Below are 21,716 nucleotides of genomic sequence, written 5' to 3' on the forward strand. Positions count from 1 at the left end.
TCGGGAGACCCCGGGGCCGGCTGTGCGGCCGGAGCGGCCGATGTGTCCGGCGCCGCCGGGGGTGTTGCTGGGGATTGCGCGGTGTCGCTCATTGTCCAAGTTGGTTCTGGGCCACTGCGCCAGCGACGGGTCCGGCTGCTGCCTTCATTACGTCACCGGCCAGGGCCTGTTGTTGGAGTGCCGCCTGCTCCTGCTGGACTTGCGCGTCGGATTTGACGCCTCCAGGGAAGCCGAGGGCTGCGATGGTCGGGGTGAGGATCACGTCGAAGTCGATCTTCGCAGCGGCCTGCTGCTGGAAGGCCTGGGGCACTTCGTTGAACAGTCCGAAGAGGGTCCGGGCCTTGTTGACCTGGGCGTCTTTGCCGAGGGCTTCGAGACCCGTGGTGACTTCGATAGCGATCTTGTCGGCAATCGGGGGAAGCTCTTGGCGGGATTGCATTTGCGCAATGAGCTTGCGGATGCGCCAGGCCTGAAGTTCGACGGAGAGCAGGGAGTAGGTGCCGCCCAGCGCTTGTTCGATCTCCGACGCCAGCATTTGAAGCTCGTAGGCCGTCACGCGCTCGGCGTCGCGGCGCAGGTCGCCCGTCAGTAGGAAGGCTTGCGCCAACCCGCGCTGAAGGTCCTGCTTCTCCGCACTCAGCGTTTGGATCGCGGCGGAGTTATTGAACTGGAAGGGCTGCACGTCGCCGCTGTCGCCGCCGTTTCCTGAGAGGACTGAGCCGTTGCGGGCTTCAGCAATCCGCTTGCGCAGGTTGCCGCCGGCCGCGTTGGGCCGCACGAAGATCAGGTTGCGGGCCGCGATGGCCCCCATCTCCCGAATCTGCTGGGCGGTCGCATCGAGACCCATGAGGTCGGCGTAGTTCGCCTCAGCATGGGAGCGGCCATAGTTCTCGCCAGGAACGAGTTCCCAGGCCAAGGCGTTGCACGGCATGATGCCGTGGTGCTTCTGCTCTGCCTGCACCGAAACGTTGTCCAGGTCTTGCTGGATCGAGTATGAATCCTCGTCGTGGTAGACGAAGCGGGTGTATAGGACGCAACTTGCGTCTTCCTTCTTCTCCGTCTTGCCCCGGAGTTCTTGGGGAAGCGCCCGGACCTTCAGCTTTTCGGCGGTGACCACTTCGACCACTTTGCCGTTCCAATCCCGGACGCAGACGTACTGCTCCAGGCGGAACTGCTTGATCTTGCCTTCCGGCGTGATGTACTCGGCGATGTTGCCTGCGACGATCAGATGAAGCAGGGAGGTATAAGTGGGGCGCCGCCATTGCAGGGTCTCGATTCGGTCGTTGACCAGCTTCTCGCACTTGGCTAGACCCAGGGTTACGTCGGTCGGGGGCGTCAGGGTGCCCTGTTCGATCAGGAGCTTGGTCGGGACCTTCAGGTTGAACGACGAAGTGCCGGGAGGCAGGAGTGCCATCAGGAGCTTCGCGGCCAGATTGACCGTCGCCCGGGCGCCAAAGGACTGGTAGGTCTGGGGCAGTACCGCGCTGGGTGACTGGCCCTCGGGGGGGCAGACGCTCGGCACGGTCAGCGATGCGCAAGCCCGCGCTCGGGTGAGGTAGGGCTGGCGGTCGCTGGTTAGTTCGTTGTACCGATCAGCCAGTTTCACAGCTGGACGCCGACCCCCGGTGCGGCCGAGGGCGGGGCGGTGAGGTACGAGGCGGCCAGGGATTGTCGCTGGGCGGACCGCTTCTTAGAGGCCGCCACGGGCGAGTCCTCAGCCCCGAACACCGCCTTAGCGGCCGGAGGATCGGGCTGCGGGGGCGGCGGGGCCTTGGGAGGTTTGGGGGAACTCATGGGTTTCGGAGGTCCAGGGAATACCAGCCGTCCCCGATAGGCAGAAAGCCGACACGGAGAACGTACTGGACATGCGTGGGGAGGGGGAGCGCCAAGACTTCCTGCGCTCCCGTGGACCGCGCCGCTTCGACTAGGTAGCGAAAGGCTCGGGGAGTGAGCCACCGGCCACGAAGGGCGGGCGCGATGTGGATGTGGAGGTTCGTTCGAGAGGGCGATACTGGCTGGAGCCATACCGCGCCGAGATAGCCGCCAGGACCACGGAGTACGTGCGTTTGACACGACGCCAGGGAAGCTGGCGACCATTCGGCAGCGAAGGGGTAGCCGGTGCGCCGGAGGAAGCGTGATAACTCACAGGCTTGTTCCTTGCGTTGCTTGCGCTTGGGCTTCCTCGTTAGCCGCATCCACGTTGTCCGCGACGTCGCGGAGTGCTTGGATCGCTTCATGGTAGCCACCGAGTTCGTGGGCCGCCGTGTAGTCCTTGGCGCGAACCAGGGAGAGCGCCGATTCAGGCGGGACCAGGGCGGACAGGTAATCCGCCAGCCTGCGGATTTCGCCGGAGCCGGGGAGGTCCCGGGGAAGCTCGCCGTCCAGGGGGGCGGCGTCTCGTAGAGGTAAAGAGATAGGCTGGCTACTACCCTCTGTCGAATTAATCCGTGGCCCGGACCTTGCCGGTACGGACGCCCTCGTACCAAGTCTGAAGCGCCGCCAGGCGCTCCGAATTGCGGTTACAAATCGCATAGTTCTCCGTTACGGATACGAGGACGTCGGCGTCGGAGACGACGGGGCCGGGTGCAGGGTCGGCCGAATCGGGCGGAGCGGTTCCGGCGGCGCCGCGAGTTCGGGCGGCAGCGCTGGCAAGCCGCGAACGTAGGCCGGCGGCTTCGTTGAGCAGCCCGACAATGCGATCATCAGCGCGGCGGCGGCGGAGATCAGAATCAGCGAGTGCAGTCTGGAGTTCAGAGGTAACGCGATCATGGGATTCCTGTTGAGCGCGGAGGCGCTGGGTGAGGTCAGTGGTGACGCGGGCGGTCACGAGGGCGTCGGCGTCTCGGGCAGCAGACACCGCTTTGTCCTGGCGGACTTGGGCGGCGGTGCGCTCCTGTGCTGCCCCGTAGTCGATCAGGTGTCCCCGGTACACCAGGCCTGCCACGAGAATCACGGCGGCGGCCAGGACATACCGGAGGGGCTTGTTGGCCCAGAGAGCCTTGAGGGCGGCGAGGTTCAAACCACAAACTCCGGGTCAACTTGACCGTCCCAGACCCCGTAGTGCCACGCGCCGACCATGGAGCGCAGCGCCCGGAGGGAGCCGTCGTTGATGATGGAGTAGTCGCCGGGCTTGCGCTCGACGCCCGCTTCGCTCAGGTGCTGGGCCACGGTGCGGGCACCGTCCGGGCGACTCAGGTGCAGGATGCAGCCGCCCGCATTGCGGATGGCCTCGGCCTCGTTGTCGAACCGGACGTCGCTGATGACTACCATCTGGCCCCGCGCCCATTCGCGCTGGATGCGCTGCATGGCTTGGTCGATCCAGAAGGTCTCGGAGACCATCTTGCGGCCCCACTCGGTCCCCAGCGTCTGCATCAGCTGACGCGGGCTCTTGCCGCACCAGGGGATCACGTCCTCCTTGATGGGTTCGAGTTCCGGCACCGTGCAGCCCAGGAGGCCCGCGACGAACTCGCGGATCGGGGACGCGAAGGAGAGTTCGGTGTATGCGCCAGCCTCCTTGAGAAACCCGGCGACCGTGCTTTTCCCGGACTGCGCCTTCGCGGCGATGCCGACGAGGTTCAGTTGTTTACCTTGAGATGTCATGGGCATTGAAAGAGATGTCGTGGTTGCCGATCCGGTAGAAAACGCCGCCACCTTGGGGGTCGTATTCGCCGGGCCGGAGGATGCGGGAGAGTTGTGCTTGGACCAGGGCGTCCTGGCGGGTCTGAACGACCGCCCTGTACTTGCCCTTCTTGGGTTCCTCGAAGCGCCTCTCGACGGCAGGCCACCAATGCTTCATGGTGGAGCCGCCCAGAAGGACGTCCTCGGCACCCTTGGGGCCGCAGCCCACGCAGCCGTCGAAGCCGTCCGTGGTGTCGCCCATGAGGGTCTGCATCATCCACCAATGGTCGGCGCGGTCCTGACTGATCGTCATGATCTTGTCGGCCTTGGGGATGTACAGGCGGCCTGGTACGGTCTTCATGTCCTTGTCGGTGGACAGGATGGTCGTGCCCTTACCGGACAGGACGCCCAGGGTGTCGTCGGCCTCCAGGCCGGGATACCAGACGGCATCCCAGCGCTTGATGGCCCAGGCTTCGAGGTCTGCGTAGATGTCCGGCTTTGCGCTGCGACCCGACTTGTACGCCGGGAACAGGCCGCGCCGGAACAGGCCACGGGTGGGAGGGGAGATAACGAAGGTGGACTCGTCGCAGCCAGCCGCGGCTAACCAGGAGTCCACAAGGTCCACCAGCTTTCGCTTGGCTTCCCGGAGAGTGGGGAGGCGTTCGACGTCTTCGCCGTCGTCGCTATCCCAATCCGTCTCGGAGACCTTGATGACGCAGGCCTTGTAGATGGCCTCGTCGCCGTCGATCAGACCCCTCAACCCTCCAGTTCCTCGCAGTTCACGAAGCGCCGGTCGGGGTACTTGGCCTTGAGCCGCTGGAGTCGGGCGGCGGACTTGGGGTCCGGGGACTTCTTCGTGTAGGTGATCGTGTCGTTGACGCCATCCTTCACCCACTTATGCGACACCAGCAGCCCATGCTCCGTCATCGCAATCTGCGAGAAGCCGAAGTCGTAGTCGAAGACGTCGCGGTACACACAGCGGTAGACCGGAAGTAGTTGGATCACCGGGTAGCCCGGGGCGTCCAGGTCGTAGCTGCGTTCCGCCTCGACGCTCGGGGTGGACGTGGGCCGCACGGTGCCGCCGAGGGCGAGACGGAAAGCCTCGACGGCCTTCTCGTAGTCGTCGTGGCCCATCAAGCGGATGTCGATGAACAGGTCGATGTCCTTGATGTCCACGTCCGCCGCCGCGTCACGCGGGGCACCGCCGCCGATCACGCAAGTCGGGAAGAACTTGACTGCGATTTGGGCGAGGGCTTGGAGTTGCAGGAGGGTCAGTTTCATCCGGCCACCTTTGCCACGCCACTCGGGCTGCGGCAGACGGACTGCGGACGACCAGGGCGACCACGCCAGTCGGCGGGCGTTGTGTACGCCAGCGTCAGGTACTTCTCGCCGATCTTCGTGATCGTCGCAGCCTGCAAGCGGGTGCTCTTGTAGGCGGTCACGTCGGTGACGACGGTATCGCCCACGGCGAGTTCCGCGCCCATCATGTCAGTGGGTTTCATGCCAGTTGCTTCCGATGTCGTAGGCACCGTCGAGACGGCACCTGAAATTGAAGTGAGTCCCAGCATCCGTAATGGCCTGCTTGAACGTGGAGCCGCAGAGGTCGGCGTATTCGGGGAGGGTTTCCTGCTGAACTTCGTCGTGGACGTTGGCGCAGTAGCCGAAGTCCTTGCCGTGGACCAGACCATGTTTGGTCGTGATCTCTTCGTGGTACATGACCAGGGCTTGCTTCATGATGATTGCGCCCGTGCCTTGCAGCAGGGTGTTGAGCGCGGCATGAGCGTGGCGGATGCGAATGCGGCGACCGTCGATCCCCTTGATCCAGCCCTGGGCCTTGGCCTTGGCTGCGATGGCGTTCTTGAGTTCCTTGAAACCCTTGATACCGTCGATCAGCCGCGACTTGACGATGCGGCCGATGGCGATGGTGGAGCGCAGGCGGCAGCGGGTGCGTGCCTTGTTCCACTCAATGGCCCACTTCGGCCACTCTTCCAGGGGCTTGCCGCTGGAGCGCCAGTCCGCGATCCAGATGGACCCGGCCTTCTCGTCCCCAGCGCCGTACAGTGCGCCGTACAGCAGGGTCTTCGCGCCGTCTCGGGAGAACAGGTCGGTGTTCTTCCGGTTCATGGAGTGCGCGTCGGTCCCGTTGGACTTGTCGCCTTCCAGGAGGGCGCGGGTCAGGATGCCGTCGTCGTAGCGCGACAGGTAGTGCGCCAGGACACGAAGCTCCAGGCCTTCGGCGTCGCAGCCCACCAGCTTCCAGCCTTCTCGCGGAATCCACAGCGCCCGCATCAGCGGGTCCTTGTCGATGTTCGCGGAGTTGGGCATCCGGTGAGTCATGCGGCCCGTCACCGCGCCGTTCGAGTTCACGTAGCCGTGGACACGATCCTCTTCGTCAGCGTGGTGCAGCCAGCCACCCCCGGTCTGCTTGCCAGTCTTCTTGGCGATCTTCGGGGGGCCTGCCAGTTGAGTCCACCGCTTCTCTTCACGAGCGAAGCGGATCAGCAGTTGGGCCTCTGGGAAGTCCAGCTTCTTCAGGACCGCCTCGGTGATGTTGGGGTTGCCCTTGTCGGTCAGGGGCGCGGTCCAGTCGTGGCGGGCCTTGAGTTCCCGGGCGACGTGGTACTCGCTGCCAGGGTTGAAGTCCACCAGCTTGATCGCGGTGTACTGAGCGCCCTGGGTGTACCCGACGCCTTGGCGGGTCATCGTGCGCTTGGGGTTCTTGGTCTCGGTCGGCAGGAAGCGCGGCGGGAACGTGCGCTGAAGCTCGGCCACGAGGCCCTGCCGCGAGTCGTTCAGCTGGGCGGCCAGCAGGATGCCTGCCTTGACGTCCAGCTTGAAGCCGTTCTCCATTTGGAGGTCCACGAGGTACGAGACCTTGTGTTCCAGTTCGCAGGCCTGGCCCCACGTCGTGACGTGTTGCAGCTTTTTGAACAGGGCGATGGTCACTACGGAGTCCTGGCCGCAGTAGTCGCGCATCGGCTCGTTGTAGTGATCCCAACCCCCGTCGTAGGAACCTTTGAGGACGCCGAGTTCGACGCCGTAGGACTCCAGCTTGTGGCCGCCGAGACGTTCCGGGTCGCGGAGACGACCCATGATCATCGTGTCGTAGATGACCTCGGCGGGGATGTTGACGCCCGTGACTTTCAGGAGCGCCTTGCGGTCGAAGCCGATGCCATTGTGGGCAACGAGGCAGCGGCGACCAGGGTTGTTGAATACGTGGGTTGAGAGGCGCTTCACACCTTCCATCAAAGGGGGGTAGAGCGGGTCGTGATCGGTGTAGGTGATGACTTCGCCCGTGCGGACGTTACCGATGGACATGACCCAGATGCGAGTCAGTTCCTTCAGCAACCCATCGGACTCCAAGTCCCACACCAACAGGTCGTCGGTGTGGTCCTGGGTCATGCTTCGGGGGCGACGTGAACGATCACGGAGATCATCACGGGCTTGCGGTTCACGCCAGCGGCGCGTGCGGCTGCGCTGTTGTACGCGGCCTGGACAGCCTTCAACGGATTCCCGTCGTGGGCTGCGACCATGGCGAAGCCAGTGATGGTGGCGCGGGGGTCTACGACTTCCGTGGTCGTAGCGGGATGCTGGGTTCCGGACATTCGTGTGCGATTTGGCGGTAGAAAGACGCGACCCGATCCAGTTCGGCTGGGGTCGCGTCCTTCTTGATGGAGTTGGCTCGCCAGGACACGACAACCACGTTGCTCGGCACGTAGCCTTTGCGCGGGTTGATGCGATCTAGCGAGGGGGAGTTGGGACCTTGACGGCCCAGGGTTGGTCGCAGGCGCATGCCCAGAACTGGGCATCGCTCGGGTACTCGGATGTCTTCGAGCTTCAGGGTGTGCGGGATGGCTGCTTGCTTGGCGCGGTATCTGCTGGACTTGAGTAGGAGGCGGGCGACCGACTTAGAAGTCGTTGTTGCCGCTTTCGTCATCAAAGTCGTCACTCTTACTGCGCCGCTGCGGGGCCTCGCAGGGCTTCACGCGGCCGGTCTTCGGGTCGTAACGGAGGTAGTCGGCTGGGCCGGTCTTGCCGCCGCGTCGAACCTTCAGCACGCGCAGCATTGCCACGTCGCGGTCCTCGGGGTTCTCGGCCTGCTGGTTGCGTTCCTTCGCCACGATGACGTCGGGGATTTGCTTCAGCGAGCCGGAGCCTTTGATGGAACTCAGTGACAGGGATGCGCCTTCCTCGGCCGACCTGGAACCGGGAGGCTCCTTGCGGACGTGGGCGATGGCGACGACACTGCAACCCGTGCGTTCGATGAGGGATCGGAGCTTGACCAGCAGTTCATCCTGGCCCTCGTTGTCTAGGCCGGTGGCGGCGATGGTCAGGTGGTCCAGGAACAACAGGGTCGCCCCGTTGGCCGCCATGAACTCCATCTTCGCCAGGAGTCCAGCGGAGTCCGTGGCCCCGAAGTGGTCGTATGCCTGGTAGTGGCCACTGTGCAGCAATTTCGCCACGCTGGTGGACCACTGCGCGTCAGTCAGGAGTTCCGGGTTGTCCTCCAGTTCTTCGGCGGGGGTGTCATTGTCCAGGGCGACAAGATACTTGGCCGTGTCCTCGACGGACTCTTCCAGGTACACAGCGCCCACATGAATCCCTTCGCACAGCGCGGCGTACATGAACTCCCGGGCGTCCGTGGACTTGCCGACACCCGTGCCCGCCGTGAACAACCAAAGCTGCCGGGGGCGGATGCCCTTGGTCATCTCGTTCAGGATGGGGTACGGGGTCTGCCAGCCCGGCGCGGTCTTGGCTTTGAGCCGTTCGACCGTCAGGTCCTCGCCCGCGATCACGCCGTCAGGCCGGTAGGTCTTGGCGTCCCAGATGGCTTGGACGACGGCGCTCGCGCCTTTCTCGCGCAGCATGTCGTTGGCATCCTTCATCCCGTCCTGGCAGAAGATCACCTTGACCTTGCCGGCAGGCAAGAGCTTGACGACTTCCTCCACGGCGGCGCGGCCCGGCTCGTCGTTGTCAAACCAGAGGATCACTTCCTTGTAGCTGCTGACCCATTCCAGCTGGGCAGCGATGGCGCGGGCGGCCCCGGCGGCCCCGGTGGGCAGGGAGACCACAGGCCACTTCAGGGCTTGCGCCTGGGCCACGGAGAGGCAGTCGATCTCACCTTCGGTGATGACCAGCTTGTTGCCGCCCGTGCGCCACAGGTGCTGTCCGTAGAGACCCGCCTTCTTCAAGCTACCCGTGGAGTAGAAGTCCTTGTCCGGCGTGCGGACCTTTTGCGCCACCGGCTCGCCGGTCACGGGGTCGCCATAGGTTGCGACCTGCACCTTGCGTCCGTCCCGCTCCGCCACGGTGTAGCCGTAGCGGCGGCAGGTCTCTTCAAAGATGCCGCGCTTCTTGAGTTCCTGGTACTTCCCGTTGCGGATTAGGTCCGAGGGACCCTTCGGGGTGGACGGACGGGCTTCGCCGTCTGCGGGGAAGTAGGTGTTGCAGCTGAAGCAGAAGCGGTGGCCGTCGTCGTAGGTTGCGCATGCGTCACTACTCCCGCAATCAGGGCATTCACCCTTTTCGATCAGGGTGGAGTCGCTGTCATGCTCGGTCATTGCGTCCTTTCTGCCAGGACTTCGGGATGTACATCGTCCGTTCCACTTCCTCGTAGGTCGTGGCGACGATGTAGTAGGCGGCGGCGCGGGCACGTTCGACATCCCAGCGCGACTTTCGTCCTTGGTTCACGCGGGTAGTGGCCGGCGCTGAGTTGTCATAGGGACCTGAGACGAAGCCCGTCTCGGGATGCTCGACGTGGTATCGCGTGATCCGCCCCATTACGCGGCCTTCGGCTTGGGTTGCAGCAGCGCAGCGAACTCTTCGAGCGTCATGACGCGGCGGGGGCCACGGCCCTTGACGACGACCTTGCCGTCCGGGCGGGACTGCGCGAAGTAACCACGGGCCTTGACGGTGAAGGTGGCGGGGGAGGTCTTGTTCATTTGAGAGGTCCAAAAAAATACCCGCCGTGTTAGGGCGGGTTGGGTGTTGGAAGGCGGGGCTCAGTAGGTCAGGCGGTCGAACAGAATCCCGGCTTCGCGGGGACCCCGTGCCAGGAACATGCCCAGCACCATCAGCAGCAGGCCGGCGAACACGGGGACCAGCATGGCGTGGCGCCACACGGCCAGCAGGCCACCGCCGATCAGGCGAAAGGCGCGGCGCATCAGTTGGCGCTCCCGAACAGGCTGCGGCACAGGTTGCAGTTGCAGTCCCGCTGCCCCTGCGGCATGACGTAGCGGGTGTATCGTTGGCCGGTGGCGTCCTTGCGCTGATCCTTGTTGATCGTCAGGCCCAGGTTGCGCAGTTCTGCGACGCGGCTGGAGACCGAACGGATGCCGTAGACCGCATGGGCCTCGACGTTCGTGATCGAGCCGTGGTGCTTGAAGTGCTTGGCGATGGTCCGGAGTTGCGTGGTGATGCGAATGGTTTGGCGGTTGGTCATAATGGTTCCAGGTTATGCGGGCATGTATTCGGAGGGCACCACGTAGAGCGGGAGGCCCATGAACTTTTCGCGGCTGTAGGTGCGGAGGAAAGGACGGGCGCCGAGCCATCCCAGGTGCTTGTCACGCAACTTGAATTCGCGTGTGTCTACGCAAAGGTCAGCGACTGGCTCAGACGGGGGGCACACATAGCGGTCCGAGTTGAGGTAACCGTAAACGCGGCGGTCGCCCCGCAGTTCGCAGTACTCTTCCGGCGTCACCACGATGTACTCCGGCTCGCGGTTGTCGCGTTTGATTTCGTGAATGCGCTTCAGGATTTTGTCGAGGATGGTCTGCTTGATGGCAACGTGCATGGTGTGTGTCTGGTAAGGGAGAGGCGGGGCCGAAGCCCCGAGATGCCTGGAGTTATTCCGAGGTCTTCTTCTGCGCGTCGGCGTCCACGAGATCGCGCAGGGCCGAGGCGACCTTGCGGCCCGTGGCCGCCGTGGCGCGGTGCTTGTTGGCCTTGGCGACCAGTTCGCTCGCTTCCGTCAGGGCCTTCTGGGTCTTCAGGGTTTCGCGTTGCGCCAGCGAGTCCAGCACCTTGGCGAGCTTCGTGGTCAGCTTGATGATGGTCAGGATCATGTGAGTTCGGTGAGCTTGAAGTTGATTTGGGGGGCTTCGCCGAGAGCCGGGAAGCGCTTGGTGAGGTGAAGCGCGGTGATCTGGCGGTCGTCGCCATACCATCCTTCTTGCGTCAGCACGTCCATGAGGGGCTTGGCAAGGTTGTCCAGGTCACCCTTGGGCGTGGTGAACTTGGACTTCTTGATGGGTTCGCAGACGAACTCGATGTCCATGCGGAGTTCTCCGGCGAGGGCCGGGGCATCCAGCGTGGGCAGGAGGGACTTCAGCGCCAGCTTGTGGGCCTTGTAATCAGCGGGGTCATACATGACTGCATGTCCCCGGATCGTTGCCGCACGAGGACGCGGTGCCGGTTTGGGCACCACGACCAGCGTGTGGTTAGAAGTCCTCGTCGTCATCCGACTGCGAGGTGTCCTGGTCTTCGTCGCGGGTGTCCGGCGTTTCGGCGCGGGCCGAGTCGCCTTCGTAGTCGTCCTCGTCATCGAAGTCGTCGGTGGCCGAGGCGGCGCGGCGCTCCAGCAGTTGCAGGGCGTTCAGGTACAGCGTCACGCCCTTGTTCGCGCCGGTGTCGAACTCGGCGGCGGCGATGGACAGCTTGACCAGGTCGCCGGACTTGGCCGTGGCCTTCAGCGGTTGCTTCTTGGCATCAACCTGCTCGGGCTTGTTCTTGGACTTGGCGGTCAAGACCCAGAAGCCGCGCATGTTCTCGCGCTTCTCGTTGTCCTCGGCCAGGGCGTCGCCATCCTTGACCGGGCAGGTGTCCTTCTTGCCCTTGGCGGCCTTGTGCAGGTCGATGAGCTTGCGGGCGAAGGTGTCGTTGGCCTCGACGCCTTTCTCCAACTTCAGGGCGCACTTGTATTTGCCCTTGCCGTATTCCGAGTTGTCGGGCTTGTCCACCCAGGCCCAGGCGGCGATGCCGGCGGGGGTGCGGCCTTTGAACACGACTTTGACGGGCTTCTTGTCAGCCATTGGGAGAGCTTCCTTGCAGAGATAGGTAGAAATGAAAAGACCCCGGGGTTAGCCGGGGTCATAGGGAGGGTGGAGGGGTCAGGCGGGGACCTGGACGGTCACGGTGGCGAGAGGCATTGCGCCACCTTGCCGCTTGAGACGTGCGCCTGGCGAACCTGCGGTGTGGGCGAGGTGGTTGCCGACGCCAATGGCCGAATGGAAAACTTCCAGCGTCACTTCCTTCATGACCACCGGCTTGGGCGGCAGGTCGCCCAGGACCAGCGAGCGTTCCTTCACCCAGCGGTGACGTCCTTCGTGGTCGTAGCGGTCCGAGACGCGCCAGTTCCCGGCTTCGTCGGTCAGGGTGACCTTGATGGCGCCGCTGACGAATTCGATGGACTTGACAGTCTCGCGGGTCTTCGGGTTGTAGGCGGGCGTGCCGTTGACGAACTGCTTCAGGAAGGGCTGCGGGTCCGCGCCCTTGACCATTCGGAGCCAGCAGCTTGCGCTGCTTTCGTGGCGGCCGTCAGCCTGGAAGCCGTCATCCGTGAAGGTGCCGAGGTTGGCAGTCTTGTAAGTGACGCGCAGTTTCCCGGAGGATTCCTCGCTGATATCCGTGACCGGGTACGGCACGTGGCCACTTTTGAAGACGATCTGGAACACCGCACCATTCTTGAAGGCGGCGATCAGTTGCAGGATGTTGGAGAAGGCGAGGGCAGCGAAGGTGTTCATGGTGATCCTTGGGATTGAGTTGAGAGGGACGAGCGATAGGGTCGTCACCCTTTGTAGAATTAAGTTACGTGGGTGACTTATGCTAGTTCAGGAGAAAAAGAACTCGGACTTCAAGACAGCGGTAACGTCCAGGATTGCTTCCGAGTCGTCGCCTAGGCGGGGGACCGGCGGAAGGTCTAGGCACCCCGTGTGCGTCGCTACGTTGTCGCGCCACTGCTCCAGCGCGGGGCCGTCGTACATGCCCACAAACTGCTCGCGGATGTGACGGTTCAGCGTGTCGATGTGCCCGGCGTGGGTGCCGAATGAGTCGTGAACGAAGGCGAGGTCGCGGATTCCCTCGCGCTTCATCTCGACGCAGGTGAGCGCCAAGTGTGCCGCGTCGTAGCTATGGACCACGTTGGGTGCGGCGGCGTTGGCTTGCTTGTCAAGCTTCATGGGCGCTTCGGTGTTCTCTCGGTACATGGCAACGGTTCCACCGAGGGTGCTGACCCGCTTCATGTCGGATGGGTAGTAAGCCTGGCGAACGGTGAACCCGGCGGGCGTGGTCCACACGAGGGGCTTGTTCTGCTCGCCCAGGTGCCGCGCCGTTGCCTGGAAGAACTTCATGGCGGCACGCGGCTGACCGATGTTGGCGTCTAGGGAGGACACGATCGCTTCCGTGAGGTAGCCGGCGGCGGCGTAGCGCTCCTTTCCGTTCTCGAAATGCTTGCAGAAGCCATCGGATATCAGCTGGGCCAGGATGCCTGGCTCGGTCACGCCGTAAGGGGTCGTCATGACCGCACGCTTGACGGTCTTACGCTCGACGTGACCGAGCCACTTCACTGCGATGGGGTTGCCGTTCGCGGCGTCCAGTGCAATGCGCTGCTGGACGATGCGGGCCACCTCTCCGTAGATGTCCTCGCGCTTGCCGGTGGGCAGCACGTTGACGGCGGCGGCGGACAACGGGTCCTTCATCATCGCGCTCAGGTGTTGAATACCCGAGCAAGTTGCGTCCAGGCGGACGGGAATGCGGGAGTCGAACTCCCCCATCGCTGCTTCACCGTGTTTGGCGACGAAGTCCGCGAAGCGGGCGACCTCGAAACACAGGGCCAGGAACTCCCAGGGGGAGTCGGTGTCGGCCCAGAAGTCCAAGTTCGCCATGGGGTCCTGGGCTGTACGGAGAATCCACTTCATGTGGTCCTCGGCCCAGTCGGCCCGGGCTTCAAGCGGGAGCTTGTCTTCACCGAAGGCGTTTGCCGTGGCGACCAGCAGCCAGAATTGGCCATTCACGCCGGCCTTTTGCGTCTCGGCAAAAGTCAGGAGACCCTTGATGAGCGAGTCGCCTTGCGTGTGCAAGTCCTGGGGGCGCGGATAGAACCGGCCACGGAAATCCGCGTAGTGCGGGAACCAGATGCGGGGAAACTGTGCCATGTCCTTGGCGAGTTCGAGCATACGGTACGTCCTGGCCCGCATCCCCTCCAGCTTTGCGTTCTTGTCGTGAACGGCGGAGATCACCTTCATGTGCGCTTTGCGCTCGTCGTCGGTGAACAGCGCCCATTGGGCGTCGGGGATGGGGGCGGGCAGTTGCTCGTTCTCTGCGGCGGGAAACCCGGCGAGGTCCAAGCCACGCTCTCGTACATGCAGCGCCACTTCCAACACGTCTGTGTTGATGGCCCACTGGGTTTTCTGAATCCAGTTAAGGGCTTCCAGCGACGCGCCGGCCATGGGCCGGGCGATGGCTGCGGTGTGGGCGTTACCGTGTTCCATGGATTTCACGGCACGGGTGCGCAGGGAGAGGTAGCCGCCTTTCAGTTGCGTCATAGTTCAGTCCTTCGGATAGTCAGCGAGCAGTCAGCGATGGGGGAGCTTGAGAGGGACCCGTGCGTGGGTCAGCCGTACTGCTTATTGCTTCGGGGTTTCGGCGGGCGCCGGGGCCGCCTGGGGCTGCGGGTCGTCCTTGCTCAGTTCGTTGCCGATGACTGAACCGACAGCGCCGCCGGCCGCGGCGCCGAAGAACGTGGACCAGAAGCCGCCGCCCGAGGCCGGGGCGGACTGCTGGATGATCGTGGTGTTGTTCGTCGTCTTGTTCACGACACGCGGGGCAGGTTTGGGGGCGCTGTAGCTGCGAGGTGCGCTGTAGCTCCGGCCGCCCGAGAAGCTGCCACGGGCACCGGCGTCGTTCGAGGTCGCAGACAGGGCGAGGCCCAGGGTCAGGGCGGCGGTCCAGGTCAGGATGGTTTGCTTCTTCATGCGCGGGCCTTCTTGTAGTGTTGGACGAGGGATTCGGGGTCAAAGCCCTGCTCTTGCAGTTCCTTGACGAGTTCGAGAGGCAACTTGCGATTGCCCGCTGCCAAGTGCGCCATTGCGCGTTCGAGTTCGGGGGTAGTCCAGTGCATAGGCAACTTGTGCTAGTTGAGGTGAAAAGAAAAGGCGACGGCCCGATTGGGTCGTCACCCTATGTCGATTTAATCTAGGTGACTCGTGCTAGTCATCGCCAAATGAGGCTTCGGCGGCGGGCGCTTCGGGTTCCGGGGGATACTCGTAATCCTTCGGCTCCGCGATCATGGGGAGCAGGAAAGGCCGCATCAACTCGTTCTGGTTGTGCCGGCAGGACACGAATGCCCGGCCTTCGTCGGACATGGAGAACACCAGCTTCCGCTGGTTCTTTACCTCGCCCCACTCGTTGTCGACGCGGAACCAACTGGCCGCCTCGACCAGCAGGGTCATCAGGACCGACCCGACGTGGAACTTCATCTCCTGTGTCCATTCGCCCTTCACGAAGTGCGGCGCCTTGTTGGACCACTTCTTGAACACGCGCATGTCCACCGTTTCATTACGGTGCAGCATGAGCTTGAAGAGGTCGGGGACGAACGGGACGTCCTGGCCGGCCTTGGCCTTCCCCTTCCGCTCTTTGGCGGCGGCGGCCTCGTTGGCTTTCCAGGTCTCGTATTCAATCTCGTGCATCACGCGAGTCCCGCAGTCGCGGCCGACCACGGTGAAGCTGCACGGGTCCGGCCGGGCGAGCGCGGTCAGGACGGCGCAGGCGGCCAGCCGTTCGGGGGGAAGGGCGGTGATCGGCCAGGAGGCCTCGGGTACTCGCTTGAGCTTCGGGTCCTGGTAGGCGCTGAGGTATTCGGCCTGGAGGACCTTGATGCGCTCGGTGACCGGCTCGATTAGGTCCTGGGCGATTACCTGTCCAGGTTCCAGTTCAGCCAAGGCGCGGCGGCGAATGCTGCCGTCCTCGTGGAGCTTCTGGAGCGAGGCGCGGTAGCGCTCAATACCACGCTGCACCTGGTGCCGTTCCCACTCGCGTTGGGCCTTGTAGTCGCGGATACCAACAGGCGTGGGCAGACTGAGGGGTGTGTCCTGTAGTGCGTCCACCGTATCCATTTGATCCGAAAGGAATTCGATAGCACAAGTCAACTTTATCTCCTAAAAACAATAGCTTAGGAGAGTTTGGTAGGACTCATAATCCGTTGGTGCCGAGTTCGACTCTCGGGGGGCCTACCAAAGAAATCCTGCGAAATCAGGTACCGACAGCCGCCATTACGGGCGGCTGTTTTATTTTGGGCGTCGGCTAATATCAGCGGCTTCCCACTCCCAACCTGCGCGAGGTCACGCATGTTCCGTTCGGTGTATCGATCCGGCAACCGGCTGACGCTCGTTATCTTGCTGATCGCGGCGGCGGTAGGGGCGGCGTTGGTTCGTATCGATTGGCTGATGCTGGGGTTGGGGCCGTACTTTCCGGCGTATTGGGCTGCCGTCCTGGCATGGCTTGTCTGCGTGGGGCTGGTCATTCGCCGGCAGCGACGCTGGTGGGTGCTGGTCACGGCAGTTGCGGTGCTTTACCCGGCGGCTCGGGTGGTGGGCTTTCTGTATGAATGCTCGCAGAAGGCGTGCATTTTCTGAGGGTCCGATTGCGGCCTGATTCAGCATGTCGGGCGTTCGGCAGGTGACCGAGTGCCCAGACCCCAGCCCATTTCCATCAAAGTGCTAATTTTGTCTGTTTCAGAATTAAAAAGTTACAAAAACAGCAAAAAACTTAACAAAGCTTAAACAAGTACTCCAACTTGGGCCTGGGGGCGCGCCTATATTCCTGGCTTATTGCTGAATTTAACAAAAATGGCGTTTCAGTCGATTTCGAGAAGGTTGCGGCCTTCCGAGACGGACAGCAGGAACGCAGTTTACCAAGCGCGCCCACCCATGTTGTTGCGATTCCCTCGGTTCTTCTGCGGTCTTTGCCGCGGTGCATTGCTATCGATTGCCATGCAGCGGGGAATGGGACAGGCGCTGCTGTCGCTATCTCGGCCGGGTCATGCCGGTCGCTTGTCTTTGTACCCGTAGGTCCCCCATGCAAATCCTGCACACCCTTTCCGGCCCCAATCTGGGCGGTATGGAGTTTCGCGTTCTGGATCAGGCGCGCTGGCTGCGCGAGCATGGCCATGCCGTGGCGATCGCCGCGCCGCCGGCCAGCGAGACGCTGAAACTGGCTCGCAGTTGGGGGCTGGCGACGATCGGCATGGATTTCAGTGCGCCGTATTCGTGGTCTGGCGTCATGTCGTTGCGTCAGATCGTGAAAGACCTGCGTATCCAGGTCATCGATGCCCATGGCACGCCTGATGCCAAGGCCAGCGCGCTGTGCCGCGATCTGTGCTCGCTGGTCAGGACCTGGCATTTCTCCCGGCCGTTGCGCACGTCATGGCGCCGCCGGCTGGAATGGCGCCTGGGTTGCCATCGCGTGATCACCACCAGCGAAGGCGGCGCGCAGGATATCGTCACGGCGGGCTTCGCGGGACGTGAGCGGATCAGCGTCGTGGGCGAGTGGGCCGAGCACGGTTTTTTCTCTGACACCGACAAGCCCGCTGTGCGCCAATCCCTGCGCAAGGAACTGGCCGTGAGCCCCGCCGCGTTCGTGGTGGCGACCATCGGCATGCTGCGGCCCGACAAGCGCCAGGAAGATCTGCTGCGCGTCGTGAACGCGTTGAGGCACCGCGGCATTCCGGCGCACGCGTTGGTCGTGGGCATGCCCACGGGGGCGACGGCGGCCTACGGGCAGCAGCTGCGCAACCTGGTGGCCGAGCTCGGGATGGGTGACCACGTGACCTTTGCTGGCCATCGCGAAGACGTCGCCAATGTTCTGCATGCCGCTGACGCCATACTGGTGCCGTCCGTGAACGAGGCCTGGTCGCGAGTCGTGCCGGAAGCCTATGCGTCGCGCTGCCCCGTGGTGGCCAGTGCGGTGGGCGGCTTGCCCGAGATCGTGCACCCCGGCGAGACCGGCTGGCTGGCGCCGGCAGGCGACGTGGTGGGCTTTGCAGATCATCTGGCCTGGATCTGGGCCAATCCGGGGCAGGCGGCCCAGATTGCGGAACAGGCGCGCCGGTATGCCGACCGGCATTTCATGCTGCCTCAGAAAATGGCGGAAACGCTGGGGGCGTATCAGGTCGCGATGGAACACGCGAAGCTCGCTCGTAATGTCGAGGCGGTTGCCTGACGCCGCGTCGATAGTCGTAGCGGCTTGTGCGTAGACAACAAGGCCGGCTTGCCGATGATTCGGCAGCCGGCCTTGTCGCGTTGTGGCTCAGGGGTGCTGGCGGTGCACCATGCGGCCAAAACAGCGCATGACGGCCGAGACGGTGGTGGCTTCGCGCCAGTACTTGCGGCGCATGGTGCGCAAGGGCAGCCACCACGGCTTGACGATGATGTTGGCGGCCCATGCCGGGCGCCAGCGCGGCATGTTGCGGGGGCGGTCAACGATGGTGACGGTAGGCAGGCCGCAGCATGAGGCCAGGTGGCCGATGCCGGAGTCGGTGCCGATGAACCAGCCGGATTCATAGATTTCCGCCGCGACGCCATCGATGGAGGGCGCCTGGACGTGCCCGGCATGCGCGGGCTCCAACAGCGGCAACCAATATTCACGTTCGGACGGGGCCAGCACGAACACCGGTTCGTAACCCATGGCGCGCAGGCGCTTGGCGACGATGACGTACTTGCCGGGCGTCCAGCAGCGTTCCGCCTCGCTGGAGGTCGGATGCAGGATCACCCGCTTGGGGTGATGGCGCGCCTTGAAGCGGGCAGGGGCCTGCAGCCCGTTGTCGTCGCTCCAGTGGGTCAGGCCGAAGGCATCGAAAGAGAATCTGCGGAATTCATCGAGGATGCCGTTGGGCGAGCTGTGCTTGCGCGGCGTCGGTTGGGCCTGGCCCCACGCCTTGGTACTGAGAAAGCGCTTGCAGACGCGGCCGAGACCGTCGAACGGGCTGTCCGGATCCATCTGCACGATAGTGTCGTAGCCCGCCAGGTCGTTGATGTCCGGCGGCAGGGGCTGGATGTCGAAATCGGGAAACCATTCCCGCAGGGCATAGCCGTGGACGCCATAGACGGAGATATCCCGACCTGCCTTGCGCAGGTTGTTGGCGATGGTCATCTGGTACAGCGAATCGCCCAGCCGGTTGGACAGCACCAGGGCCGTTTTTTCGGCCGGGAGGGGATGAGCGTGGCTCACGGCAAGTCTTCCAATTTTTCGATGACCCGGAGGATAACCGATCGTCGGCCGGGCCTGGACCGGCTTGCACGCCTCGGCGCTGTCAGCGGCGCGTTGGCTGCCCGGGAGTACGATTCAGGCATGCCTGCACCTTCTTCGCAACGCGCCCTGCTCTGGGTGGTCGCCGCCTGTTTTTTCATGCAGACGCTGGACACCACCATCGTCAATACCGCCTTGCCCGCCATGGCGCGCAGCCTGGGCGAGGACGTGCTGGCGCTCAAGCCCGTGGTGGTGGCGTACACGCTGACGATGGCCATGCTGACGCCGGCATCGGGTTGGCTGGCGGACCGCTACGGCACGCGCCGCGTCTATCTGGCGGCGATCCTGGTGTTTGCGGTGGGGTCCGTGTTTTGCGGCCTGGCGCAGAGCCTGACGCAACTGACGATCGCCCGCGTGGTGCAGGGCGTCGGCGGATCGATGCTGTTGCCCATCGGGCGCCTGGCGGTGCTGCGGCGGGTGCCGGGCGACCAGTACATCTCGGCCCTGGCCTTCGTGTCCATCGCGGGGCAGGTCGGGCCGATCTTCGGGCCGACGCTGGGGGGGCTGCTGGTGCAGGTGGCCAGCTGGCATTGGATTTTCATGATCAATGTGCCGATCGGCCTGGTGGGCCTGTTCGCCGTGCGTCGCTATCTGCCGGAGGACGCGTTGGCCGATGTCGCGCCGTTCGATGTGCTGGGCTGCGGTTTGCTGTCGTTGTGCATGGTGGCGTTTTCGTTGGCGCTGGACCTGCCTGCGGGTGAGGGGCGGGCGGCCTGGTCGACCGGGCTGTTCGCGCTGAGCGCGCTGACGGTGGCGCTGTATGTGGCGCATGCTCGGCGGCGCGACAACCCGCTGTTTCAACTGCGCCTGTTTCGTGAACCCAATTTCAGCGTGGGGCTGATCGGCAACCTGGTGTGCCGCATCGGCAGCAGCGCCGTGCCCTTCCTGTTGCCGCTGCTGCTGCAGTTGCAGCTGGGTTATACGCCGCTGCAGTCCGGCCTGATGATGCTGCCGGCCGCGATTGCCGGCACGGTGTCCAAGCCCTGGATCGCGCCGCTGGTGCGGCGGTTCGGCTATGACACGTTCCTGCTTGCCAACACGGTGCTCGTGGGGGCGTCCATCATGTCGTTCGCGGCCATCTCGCACGGCTGGCCCATGGCGCTGCAAGTGGCGCAATTGGCCCTGTTCGGCGCGGCCAACTCGATGCAGTTCGCGGCCATGAACAGCGTCACCCTCAAGGGACTGAGCACGCGCGACGCGGGCAGCGGCAACAGCCTGTTTTCGATGGTGCAGATGCTGGCCATCGGCTTGGGCGTGACGATCGGCGGTGGCCTGGTGGGCGTGTTTTCCGGGCCGGGCAATGCCGCGTTGGGCTGGGCATTCACGCTGACCTTCCTGTGCGTGGGCGCGATCACGTTGCTGTCGGCGCTGGTGTTCAGGCGCCTGGATGCCGACCGCCTGAACGGCTCTGCGGGCGGCCGCGCCGCAGCCGGCTGACGACTGCTCGCGATGGCGCGGCGGTGATTTCACCGCAGGGCAACCCACGCGGGCCGCATCAGCCAGCGCCGCATGGGGGCCGAGTAATAGCGGGCTACCAGGCCGCCCAGCATGGCGGCCAGCAGGATCGCCAGCACGCTGGCCGCCGTCAGTGCGCCCGCGCGCCACCAGGTCGATACGGCGCCACCGGAATTGCGGCACGAAGCGGCCGCCAAGAGCAGCACCGGGAACATGTGCGTCAGGTAGATCTCGTAGCTGTTGTGACCGATCCAGCGCAGCGCGGCCATCGCGGGGTTGTGCCGTGGCGGGTGGGATGTGCGCAGGCTCCAGCCGATCAGCAGGCAGGCCACGCCGATTTCCAGCAGCGTGACGTTCAGTCCCAAGGCGGTCAGCCCCAGCCAGGACGTCGTCTTTCTAAGCAGGAACACCAGCGCGAACAAGGCGATGCCCGTGAGCAGCAGGCCGCGGCGGTACGAGTGGCGAGCGCGGTTCAGGCGGGCTGCGGCCAGCGCGGCCAGACAACCGATGGCGATGCCGTCCATACCGGAGAGATACGAGTGATCGGCCCAGATCTCGTTCTGGGTAAAGGCAACGCGGGCAAACGGGCCGAGCACGACGAACAGGAGCAGCGTCAACCGCAACGCGCGCGGCCCCACCGCCAGCGACACGAGGCAAAGCAGCGGAAAGGCCAGATAGAAGGCCTCTTCGATGGATAGCGACCACAGCACGTTCCAGGCCGCGGGCAGATAGCCGACCTGGGCCTCCAGCCAATTCAGGTGCAGCGTCAGTGCGGCGGCGGTGGCGCGTGCCAGGGACGTGTCTTCGATCACGAAGCCGGGCATCTGTGCCCAATGCAGGCCCGCCAGCACCAGCAGCAGCAACAGCAGGCAGGGATAGATGCGGGCGAACCGGCGCCACAGAAAAGGCGCCCACGGCACAGCGGCCAAGCTGCCCCAGCGGGCCAGGCAAGTGCGTGTGATCAGAAAGCCCGAGATGACGAAGAAAATGATGACGCCGTAGTAACCGCTGCGAAAGACGATGTTGAACAGCGGCGCGGGCAACACCTTGCCCAGCAGGCTTTGTTCTTGCGGAATGTGAATCTGCACGTGCAGCAGCACGACGCACAGGATGGCGAGGCCGCGCAAGGCATCGATGGCGGGGTTGCGGGGTTCGCCCGGCTCGGGGCGTTTGGCCCTGGGCATTGGGGCGTAGGCGGGCATGAGTCGGTCTGTTCAGGGGAAAACCGCCATGCTAGCCACGGGCCTGTCAGGGAATTGGGCGACTGTGTATAGATTTTGTAATGCCGCGGCAGGGGCCGGAGCATGTTTGCCAGCCCTGGAAATGGAAGAGCGCCTCAGCTC

At 64.1% G+C, this 21,716-nt stretch carries 27 protein-coding genes; 3 read left to right on the plus strand and 24 right to left on the minus strand.

Going from position 1 to position 21,716, the window contains the following annotated elements; genetic code table 11:
- Positions 1–88: 88 nt before the first annotated feature.
- From U858_RS0100605 to U858_RS0100720, 22 genes are all read right to left on the minus strand, one after another.
- On the minus strand, positions 89–1,606 hold the full coding sequence (locus U858_RS0100605; protein WP_025135259.1) for a portal protein: 1,518 nt from the start codon (positions 1,604–1,606) through the stop codon (positions 89–91).
- 834 nt (positions 1,607–2,440) lie between these two features.
- The gene (locus U858_RS34150; RefSeq protein ID WP_025135261.1) at positions 2,441–3,019 is read right to left on the minus strand and encodes a hypothetical protein; all 579 of its coding nucleotides are present in this window, start codon (positions 3,017–3,019) and stop codon (positions 2,441–2,443) included.
- Entirely contained in the window at positions 3,016–3,600 is a 585-nt protein-coding gene (locus U858_RS0100620; protein ID WP_051593498.1) for a hypothetical protein, read from the minus strand. The genes U858_RS34150 and U858_RS0100620 overlap by 4 nt, the downstream gene beginning before the upstream one ends.
- Positions 3,584–4,378 carry a hypothetical protein gene (locus tag U858_RS34155; RefSeq protein ID WP_025135263.1) on the minus strand — a complete coding sequence of 265 codons (795 nt, stop codon included), beginning with the start codon at positions 4,376–4,378 and terminating at the stop codon, positions 3,584–3,586. Before U858_RS34155 ends, U858_RS0100620 begins: the two co-directional genes overlap by 17 nt.
- Positions 4,375–4,899 (minus strand): hypothetical protein, encoded by a 525-nt coding sequence (locus U858_RS35525; RefSeq protein ID WP_025135264.1) that lies wholly within the window; start codon positions 4,897–4,899, stop codon positions 4,375–4,377. The genes U858_RS34155 and U858_RS35525 overlap by 4 nt, the downstream gene beginning before the upstream one ends.
- Positions 4,896–5,120, minus strand: coding sequence for a hypothetical protein (locus tag U858_RS0100635; RefSeq protein ID WP_157838754.1), 225 nt, complete (start codon positions 5,118–5,120; stop codon positions 4,896–4,898). Before U858_RS0100635 ends, U858_RS35525 begins: the two co-directional genes overlap by 4 nt.
- Positions 5,107–7,020: a DNA polymerase gene (locus U858_RS34160; protein WP_051593499.1), complete on the minus strand. Its 1,914-nt coding sequence runs from the start codon at positions 7,018–7,020 to the stop codon at positions 5,107–5,109. Before U858_RS34160 ends, U858_RS0100635 begins: the two co-directional genes overlap by 14 nt.
- Positions 7,017–7,151, minus strand: coding sequence for a hypothetical protein (locus tag U858_RS36340; RefSeq protein ID WP_255358760.1), 135 nt, complete (start codon positions 7,149–7,151; stop codon positions 7,017–7,019). Before U858_RS36340 ends, U858_RS34160 begins: the two co-directional genes overlap by 4 nt.
- Positions 7,152–7,526: 375 nt before the next feature.
- Complete coding sequence (locus U858_RS0100660; RefSeq protein WP_025135267.1) at positions 7,527–9,179, minus strand: toprim domain-containing protein; 1,653 nt, start codon at positions 9,177–9,179, stop codon at positions 7,527–7,529.
- Positions 9,166–9,309, minus strand: coding sequence for a hypothetical protein (locus U858_RS35845; RefSeq protein WP_198529691.1), 144 nt, complete (start codon positions 9,307–9,309; stop codon positions 9,166–9,168). Before U858_RS35845 ends, U858_RS0100660 begins: the two co-directional genes overlap by 14 nt.
- 89 nt (positions 9,310–9,398) lie before the next feature.
- Positions 9,399–9,560 carry a hypothetical protein gene (locus U858_RS35530; protein ID WP_157838755.1) on the minus strand — a complete coding sequence of 54 codons (162 nt, stop codon included), beginning with the start codon at positions 9,558–9,560 and terminating at the stop codon, positions 9,399–9,401.
- Between the two features lie 60 nt (positions 9,561–9,620).
- Complete coding sequence (locus tag U858_RS35535) at positions 9,621–9,782, minus strand: hypothetical protein (protein ID WP_157838756.1); 162 nt, start codon at positions 9,780–9,782, stop codon at positions 9,621–9,623.
- Positions 9,782–10,060: a helix-turn-helix domain-containing protein gene (locus tag U858_RS0100675; protein ID WP_025135268.1), complete on the minus strand. Its 279-nt coding sequence runs from the start codon at positions 10,058–10,060 to the stop codon at positions 9,782–9,784. The genes U858_RS35535 and U858_RS0100675 overlap by 1 nt, the downstream gene beginning before the upstream one ends.
- 12 nt (positions 10,061–10,072) lie before the next feature.
- Complete coding sequence (locus U858_RS0100680) at positions 10,073–10,411, minus strand: hypothetical protein (RefSeq protein ID WP_025135269.1); 339 nt, start codon at positions 10,409–10,411, stop codon at positions 10,073–10,075.
- A 52-nt stretch (positions 10,412–10,463) separates the two neighbouring features.
- The gene (locus U858_RS0100685) at positions 10,464–10,682 is read right to left on the minus strand and encodes a hypothetical protein (RefSeq protein ID WP_025135270.1); all 219 of its coding nucleotides are present in this window, start codon (positions 10,680–10,682) and stop codon (positions 10,464–10,466) included.
- Positions 10,679–11,161 carry a RusA family crossover junction endodeoxyribonuclease gene (locus U858_RS34555; protein ID WP_081821511.1) on the minus strand — a complete coding sequence of 161 codons (483 nt, stop codon included), beginning with the start codon at positions 11,159–11,161 and terminating at the stop codon, positions 10,679–10,681. The genes U858_RS0100685 and U858_RS34555 overlap by 4 nt, the downstream gene beginning before the upstream one ends.
- Positions 11,058–11,648, minus strand: a complete 591-nt coding sequence (locus U858_RS0100695; RefSeq protein ID WP_025135272.1) for an ssDNA-binding protein — start codon at positions 11,646–11,648, stop codon at positions 11,058–11,060. Before U858_RS0100695 ends, U858_RS34555 begins: the two co-directional genes overlap by 104 nt.
- Before the next feature lie 78 nt (positions 11,649–11,726).
- Positions 11,727–12,359: a hypothetical protein gene (locus U858_RS0100700; RefSeq protein WP_025135273.1), complete on the minus strand. Its 633-nt coding sequence runs from the start codon at positions 12,357–12,359 to the stop codon at positions 11,727–11,729.
- Positions 12,360–12,446: 87 nt separating this feature from the next.
- Entirely contained in the window at positions 12,447–14,159 is a 1,713-nt protein-coding gene (locus U858_RS0100705; protein WP_025135274.1) for a DNA-directed RNA polymerase, read from the minus strand.
- 81 nt (positions 14,160–14,240) lie between these two features.
- Positions 14,241–14,588: a hypothetical protein gene (locus U858_RS0100710; RefSeq protein WP_025135275.1), complete on the minus strand. Its 348-nt coding sequence runs from the start codon at positions 14,586–14,588 to the stop codon at positions 14,241–14,243.
- A complete protein-coding gene (locus tag U858_RS35540; protein WP_157838758.1) occupies positions 14,585–14,734 on the minus strand; it encodes a hypothetical protein in 150 nt (49 codons plus the stop codon). Before U858_RS35540 ends, U858_RS0100710 begins: the two co-directional genes overlap by 4 nt.
- A gap of 88 nt (positions 14,735–14,822) precedes the next feature.
- Positions 14,823–15,761 (minus strand): hypothetical protein, encoded by a 939-nt coding sequence (locus U858_RS0100720; protein WP_025135276.1) that lies wholly within the window; start codon positions 15,759–15,761, stop codon positions 14,823–14,825.
- A 198-nt stretch (positions 15,762–15,959) separates the two neighbouring features.
- Here U858_RS0100720 and U858_RS0100725 point away from each other — a divergent pair, with 198 nt between their 5' ends.
- Positions 15,960–16,247 (plus strand): hypothetical protein, encoded by a 288-nt coding sequence (locus tag U858_RS0100725; RefSeq protein WP_025135277.1) that lies wholly within the window; start codon positions 15,960–15,962, stop codon positions 16,245–16,247.
- A gap of 442 nt (positions 16,248–16,689) precedes the next feature.
- Positions 16,690–17,832, plus strand: a complete 1,143-nt coding sequence (locus tag U858_RS0100730; protein WP_025135278.1) for a glycosyltransferase family 4 protein — start codon at positions 16,690–16,692, stop codon at positions 17,830–17,832.
- A gap of 87 nt (positions 17,833–17,919) precedes the next feature.
- Here U858_RS0100730 and U858_RS0100735 read toward each other — a convergent pair whose 3' ends face one another.
- Positions 17,920–18,840, minus strand: coding sequence for a glycosyltransferase family 9 protein (locus U858_RS0100735; protein WP_025135279.1), 921 nt, complete (start codon positions 18,838–18,840; stop codon positions 17,920–17,922).
- Between the two features lie 120 nt (positions 18,841–18,960).
- Between U858_RS0100735 and mdtD the strand changes: the two genes are divergently transcribed.
- Positions 18,961–20,355, plus strand: coding sequence for a multidrug transporter subunit MdtD (mdtD, locus tag U858_RS0100740; protein ID WP_025135280.1), 1,395 nt, complete (start codon positions 18,961–18,963; stop codon positions 20,353–20,355).
- Positions 20,356–20,384: 29 nt separating this feature from the next.
- Here the strand turns inward: mdtD and U858_RS0100745 are convergent, their stop codons facing one another.
- Positions 20,385–21,557, minus strand: a complete 1,173-nt coding sequence (locus U858_RS0100745; RefSeq protein WP_232786460.1) for an acyltransferase — start codon at positions 21,555–21,557, stop codon at positions 20,385–20,387.
- Between the last annotated feature and the right edge of the window lie 159 nt (positions 21,558–21,716).

Source organism: Achromobacter sp. DH1f (genome assembly GCF_000633435.1).
Classification (GTDB): domain Bacteria; phylum Pseudomonadota; class Gammaproteobacteria; order Burkholderiales; family Burkholderiaceae_B; genus Achromobacter; species Achromobacter deleyi.